The sequence below is a fragment of the Actinomycetota bacterium genome, assembly GCA_030684515.1.
In the GTDB taxonomy this organism is placed as follows: domain Bacteria; phylum Actinomycetota; class Actinomycetes; order S36-B12; family S36-B12; genus UBA11398.
In genome coordinates, this window is sequence record JAUXVJ010000025.1 from 138,225 (window position 1) to 144,553 (window position 6,329).

A 6,329-nucleotide genomic window follows, 5' to 3' on the forward strand; every position below is an offset into this window, starting at 1 on the left:
CTTGTGCGAACTTCATCACAAATCCTTGCCTGGATTACGATGGCCCCACTATGCGCAAGTTTGTGGTGGCGGGTCTGGCCGGATGTCTGGCTTTCGGGCTCACCTTCACACCTGCCAGTGCCGCCGGACTCGGCGGCGAGCAATTGGACCTGCCAGGGATTCAGGTTGATCTCACAGGCGGGGCAGCTCCGCTTCCACCGATCCCGGTTCGCACGTGGATTCTGGCCGACGCGACAAACGGCCAGGTGTACGCAGCCAGGCGAGCCCACAAACCTCGCCCTCCTGCCAGCACGCTCAAGACGTTGACGGCCCTGACGGTCTTGCCTCGCCTTGATCCAACTGGCACATTCACCGCAACTCGCAAGGCCGCCCAAAGTGAGGGCGCCAAGGCTGGGCTCCAGGTCGGACAGCAGTACACAATCGAGCAGTTGCTATACGGAATGATGCTGCCAAGCGGAAATGACGCAGCGATCGCCTTGGCGCAGGCCAATGGCGGAGTCCGCACCACCATTGCGCAGATGAACGCTCTCGCTGATCAGTTGCAGGCCGTTGACACCGAGGCCAAGGGCCCAAATGGACTCGATAAGCCAGGACAGGTGTCAACTGCCTACGACCTTGCACTCATCGCGCGCGCTGCCATGGCCCGACCCGACTTCGCCACGATCGTGTCAACCAAGCGATATGAGTTTCCGTCCAAGGGTGGCGGCAGCCACACGATCTACAACCTGAATCAGATGCTCACCAGCGGATTCAAAGGCGCGCTAGGCGTCAAGACCGGATTCACCAGCAACGCGGGTCGCACCTTCATCGGAGCAGCGAACCGGAAGGGACACACCCTGATCTTTGTCGGCATGGGTATCAAGGAGTCGACGAAGATTGCCGCTGAAGATGCGCTTGCCTGGGGCTTCAAGAATCTGGACAGACTTCGACCCATTGGGACTTTGGTTGATCCACTCACGCCATTGCCGGGCGAATCTGCTGCACCGCTCACGGCTGCAGCGCAGGCAGCCGATGTTCCAGCGGCGAACCCTGAGCCAACTCGAACCCCAGATCCTGTTGCCTCAGCCGCCATCAGCCAGGCTGCATTGAAGATCCCCACTGCTCCAGCCCAAGCGCCTTCCTGGTGGCTGGCGTTGATCGTGCTTGCCGTCATCGGCGTGCTGTTGCTTGCGTTCAACGCCAGCCGCAACCGACGTCGCCGCTATCGCTGAAGGCAACCACGACCTAGCTGGGAATGCTGACGAAGCCGATGGCCTCGTATACCGCCGCCAGAGTCTTGGAGGCAGTGGCGCGCGCCTTGTGCGCACCCTTGCCCATCAGTCGCTGCAGCTCGGCTGGATCTGACATCAACTCGTCGACACCGTCTCGGATGGGCCGGATGAATTCGACAACGATCTCAGCAGTGTCTGACTTCAGATCGCCGTAGCCACGATCGGCATAGTCAGCAACGAGTCGGTCAATGCTCTTGCCAGTAAGCGCCTGCTGAATGGTCAGCAGATTGGAAACGCCAGCTTTGTTCTCGGCATCAAAGCGAATCTCACGCTCTGAATCTGTGACCGCACTCTTGATCTTCTTAGTGATGGTCTTGTCATCGTCAAGCAGGAAGACACAGCCAGCGGGGCTGGACTTGCTCATCTTCGAACTCGGATCCTGAAGATCAACAATCTTGGCGGTGTCGGTGACATACATCGCCTTGGGGACGGTCAAAGTGTCGCCGAAGTTGGCGTTGAAGCGCTGTGCAAGATCACGAGTGAGCTCCAGGTGCTGGCGCTGGTCCTCCCCCACTGGCACTGCGTCGGCCTGGTACACGAGGATGTCGGCCGCCTGCAGGATCGGATAGGTGAACAAGCCGACAGTGGATCGATCAGCGCCACCTTTTTGGGACTTGTCCTTGAACTGCGTCATCCGCCCTGCTTCGCCGAAGCCGGTCTGACACTCAAGAATCCACGCCATCTGGCTGTGCTCGGGCACGTGGCTTTGCACGAAGATCGTGCACAGTTCAGGGTCCAAACCGATTGCGAGCAACTGGGCGAAGGAGGCGAGGGTGCGCTGCCGCAGCAGAGCCGGGTCATGATCAACGGTGATTGCGTGCTGATCGACCACCACGTAGTACGCATCATTCTCATGCTGCATCTGCAGCCACTGCCGCAGCGCGCCCAGATAGTTGCCAATCTGGAAGGAATCCGCCGTAGGTTGAATTCCGGAGAGCACGCGCGAAAGACGCGGTTGATGCGATTGCGAAGACATGGCGGTCATTGTGGCAAAGCGGTGCCTGGCTCCGCCACGAGGTCGTCCATGACCCCAACTTCTTGAACTCGCACCCGAGCCAGTCGTCGCCCATCCAGCTCTTCCACGATGAACACGTGATCCACTGCCTGCACTTGATCGCCCAGTTCCGGCAGATGGCCAAGGGAGGCAACAACAAAGCCGGCGATCGTTTCGTAGGGTCCCTCTGGCAGCTCAATGCCGTAGTCATCAGCAAAGTCGCCAATATTCATCAGGCCATCGACCACCGGATTTCGGGTGGGGACTGCGTCAGTGCGGCTCTCGTCGACGTCGTACTCATCATGAATGTCACCAATGAGCTCTTCGACGAGGTCTTCAAGAGTCACGATGCCTGCGGTGCCGCCATATTCGTCGATCACGAGCGCAAGGTGCTGGCGAAGACGGCGCATCTCGGCAAGAGTCGACAGCACTCCCTTTGTGCCCGGGAACGCAGGTACTTCGCGGACCAATTCACCAACAGTGACAGCGGCATTCTCTGAAGTCGGGGCGAAGATGTCGCGGATGTGGACGAAGCCAATGATGTCGTCGGAATCCTCGCGCATCACGGGGTAGCGCGAGTGCGGTTGATCCAATACGTGTTTCGCCGCATCGACAACCCAATCGCTGGCGGACAGGAACTCGACCTCCGTGCGCGGGAGCATCACTTCACGCAGCTCGCGATCACCGGCGGTGAACACGTCATCGATGAGCTCGCGCTCCTGCTCAGTCAGATCTTCGTGAGCCGCCACCAGATCGCGCAGCTCCTCACCACTGATCTGCTCCTTGGCAGCTTTGGGATCGATGCCAAAGAGTCGAACGATGGCGTCGGTTGCCAGCGACAGGGCGTAGATGAAGGGCCGAAAGATCTTCGCTGTTACGTCAATTGGGCCGGCAACAAACAGCGCAACGGCCTCCACTCTCTGCAAGGCAATGCGCTTGGGCACCAATTCTCCAAGCACGAGGGAGAAGAACACGATCACCAAAGTGACCAGGATGAATGACAACGGCTCCGCCAGCGAGGGATTCATGCCCCAGCCCACGAAACGTTCAGTGATGATCGGCGCAATCTGGGCCGCACCAAAGCCTGCAGAGATGAATCCCGCCAGGGTGATGCCAACCTGACCGGCAGCCAGGAAGCGATTGGGATACTTGGCGACCGCAGCCAGGCGTCGGCCCCGTCTGCCTTGCTCCTCCAACTTGCTGATCTGGCTTTCACGCAAACTGACCAATGCGAGTTCAGCTGCGGCGAAGAATGCGCCAACGAGGATGAAGAACAGGACAGCAACGACATTGACCCAGATGCCGCTCATAGAGGCACTCTAGAGAATCAGCGGCAAGTGCACGTTGGCGCTAGGCAGTTTTGGCTGGCCCCAGAGTCACTGTGCGGGAAGCAGCAGAGGCCTCTGAGTTGCCAGCGCTGTTGGTGCCGACCACGGTGAAGTAGTAAGGCGTGCCCTCAGTCAGGCCCGTGATTGTGCACGAACGCTTGGTCGTCGTGCACGAAGCGCCACCGGGCGAAGCTGTGAAAGTGAAGGAAGTTGCCGGGAATCCACCACCGGGATTGGCCGTCAATTCAACTGAGGTAGCACCTTCAACAACGGCCGCAATACTGGGAGATTCAGGGACGGTGAAAGGAATCTCTGGTGTCACAGCTTCTGAAGGTGCAGATGCTGCCGACTCCCCCCAACGATTGATGCCGGTGGCAACGAAGGTGTACGGCTTGCCATTGTCCAGATCGGAGATCAGGCATGAGCCGGTGGAAGTGATGCAGTCCTGTCCGCCCGGGGAGGCCGTGATGCGGAACTGTGAGGGACGGCCACCAGGACTCGCCGAGACGCTGACTTTCACAAGACCAGCTCCACCATTGAGTGAGGAGACCACTGGGGGGCTTGGTAGCCCTGCCTCGACAGAGGGCGCCACTGATTCAGATGGCTTGGACTCCTTGGAGACCCCGAAACTGTTCTTTGCGCGAGCGGTGAAGGTGTACGTCGTGCCATTGCTCAGGCCGGCCACCAGACAGGAATCTTCCTTCTTGGCAGTGGTGCAGCTTGCACCGCCAGGGCTGGCCACAATCGTGTACGTGTCCACCGGAGGGCTGTCGTTGTCGCCCTGCTTGTCGACGAGGGCCGAGACCATTGCCTGCTGGTTTCCATTGAGCACGTCGTCGATCTCTGGAGTGTCGGGTGCCCCCTTCAACCGCGAGGGCCGCACTGCCTTTGAGGGCTTCGAGGGATCCGAGGTGCCCTGATCGTTGGTGGCCGTGGCCGTGAAGGTGTACTCGTCCTCGTTGGTCAAGCCGTCAATCACGCAGGAATCAGACTTGATGGTGCGGCAGGTGAACTTGTCAGAAACCGGGTCCGCTGCTTTGGAGCCGGCGTCTGGTTGTGCAGATTCAGAAGTTGCCGCAGGGGTCTGGGCCGGTGAGGCCGTGCCCTTGTCTGCAACTGCCCGCAGGTTCTCTGTGGGGCGGGCACTCGCGGGAGGCAACGCAGCTGAAGATGACGGCTGTACGGCCGTGGCCGACGGCTGCACTGCCGTGGCGGACGGCTGCGCGCCGCTGCCGGATGGCGCAGGAGTGGCCGAGGCATCAGCAGCATCCTGAGCGGCCTTGGCTTGCTTCTTGGCCGCATCGGTCAGTTCACCGTTGATTGAATGGATTGAGACGGTGTAGTACTCGGGGAAGCCACCATTCTTGCCTGGCTCCATGGTCAGTTCGACTTGACCGCTGCCAGCAACTGCATCGGTGATTTCCGGCGGCGCTGGCTTGTCAGACGGGGCCGGTGTCACAGCGGCGGACTCTGCCGACAGCAGCGAGGAGCCCACGAGGTTGAAGGCTGCTACACGGAAGGTGTAGGCCGTCCCGTTGGTCAGCCCCTCGACCAGACACGAGAGCTTGGTCGTGGCGGTGCAGGTGAAGGACCCGGGCTTGGATGTCACCACGTACTTGGTGATGGGGCTGGTGCCTTCAAGTTTTGGAGCCGTCCATGAGACCAGAACTGTGCCGTCACGTGGGGCGGCCTTGACTTCGGTCGGGGCATCTGGGGAGCCAGGAAGCCCGCGCCCGCTGGCATCGCCCTCTTCGGGACAGCCATCAGGGGTTGAACTGGGCGAGGGACTGGCCGACACCCCGGGCGTGGCCAAGGACTGGCCGCTGGCAGTTGGCCCGGGATCGGACACCGCTGATGAAGTAGCCGAGGGACTCTCAGAGGCGGCGGCTGCTGGAGCCTGAGTCGCGGGAGCCTGGGTGGCCGGGGCTTGGGTCGCGGGGGCCTGAGTAGCGGGGGCCAAAGTCTGCGAATCGGCCACGGCAGGCAGGCTGCTCGAAGTCGGTGTGGCCGCGCGCGGGGACGCAGTCGGGGCCGGCGAGGATTGCGGTGCAACTGAGGATGAAGTCGGTGTTGGTGCGGCGCTGCCGCTGGTGTCTGGAGTCGGATCAGCCGTGGCAGAGCTGGTCGGCGAGACCGTGCCACTTGCCGAAGGTGATGCCGTTGGCGTGGGCGAACCGCCGAACGAACTGCTCGGGCTGGCGCTGCTGGATACCCCGGCCAGGGGAGGACAGATCGGCTCCTGGGTCGTGATGGTGATCGCAGCTGCCGCAACACCCGTGACGAGCAGCCCACCCACAAGTGCCAGCGCCACAGGTCCAACAGACCAAGCACGCCTGCTCTTCTTGGGGTCTTTCCCGGGCTCAAGGATGGGCAAGGAACTCATTGCACACCCCTTTTCATTGCAGCCCAGACCAGCCACGGCGTGACTGGTGAATTTGCTTTACAAGTGTACGCCCACCAGAAGGGGCAGTCCACCAACGAGCTCATGCCACGAAGGTGAACTTCTCGGAGATCTCAACCGACAGCGGGAACGTTCTTCGCCGATTCTCTGGCCAACAGCACGGTGCACAGCAGCGCCAAGGCTGAGCAGATCGTCATGACCACAGCCATCGTCAGGCCGGTATTGAAGGGCAAAATGGCCAGCAACGGGGTGGCCACGAGAGCCCCAGCGAAGGTCATCGCCCCGATGATGGCCGACGCCGTGCCGACGTACGCGCTGCGCTCCAGAGCCAGCGC

6 protein-coding genes are annotated in these 6,329 nt (G+C 61.1%); 2 read left to right on the forward strand and 4 right to left on the reverse strand.

From position 1 onward, the window contains the following. The first annotated feature begins 50 nt into the window (after window positions 1-50). On the forward strand, window positions 51-1,211 hold the full coding sequence (locus Q8M73_11720; GenBank protein ID MDP2289218.1) for a serine hydrolase: 1,161 nt from the start codon (window positions 51-53) through the stop codon (window positions 1,209-1,211). Between the two features lie 13 nt (window positions 1,212-1,224). On the opposite strand, the gene trpS is transcribed toward Q8M73_11720, so the two are convergent. From trpS to Q8M73_11735, 3 genes are read right to left on the reverse strand one after another with little or no spacing between them, the layout of a single operon-like run. Then, a complete protein-coding gene (gene trpS, locus Q8M73_11725; protein ID MDP2289219.1) occupies window positions 1,225-2,247 on the reverse strand; it encodes a tryptophan--tRNA ligase in 1,023 nt (340 codons plus the stop codon). A 5-nt stretch (window positions 2,248-2,252) separates the two neighbouring features. Next, window positions 2,253-3,575, reverse strand: a complete 1,323-nt coding sequence (locus Q8M73_11730; GenBank protein MDP2289220.1) for a hemolysin family protein — start codon at window positions 3,573-3,575, stop codon at window positions 2,253-2,255. Between the two features lie 40 nt (window positions 3,576-3,615). Then, on the reverse strand, window positions 3,616-5,571 hold the full coding sequence (locus Q8M73_11735) for a fibronectin type III domain-containing protein (protein ID MDP2289221.1): 1,956 nt from the start codon (window positions 5,569-5,571) through the stop codon (window positions 3,616-3,618). A gap of 25 nt (window positions 5,572-5,596) precedes the next feature. Here Q8M73_11735 and Q8M73_11740 point away from each other — a divergent pair, with 25 nt between their 5' ends. Beyond that, window positions 5,597-6,019, forward strand: coding sequence for a hypothetical protein (locus tag Q8M73_11740; protein MDP2289222.1), 423 nt, complete (start codon window positions 5,597-5,599; stop codon window positions 6,017-6,019). Between the two features lie 88 nt (window positions 6,020-6,107). On the opposite strand, the gene Q8M73_11745 is transcribed toward Q8M73_11740, so the two are convergent. Next, window positions 6,108-6,329, reverse strand: a 222-nt coding sequence (locus Q8M73_11745; protein ID MDP2289223.1) for a hypothetical protein, incomplete at its 5' end; no start/stop codon positions are given.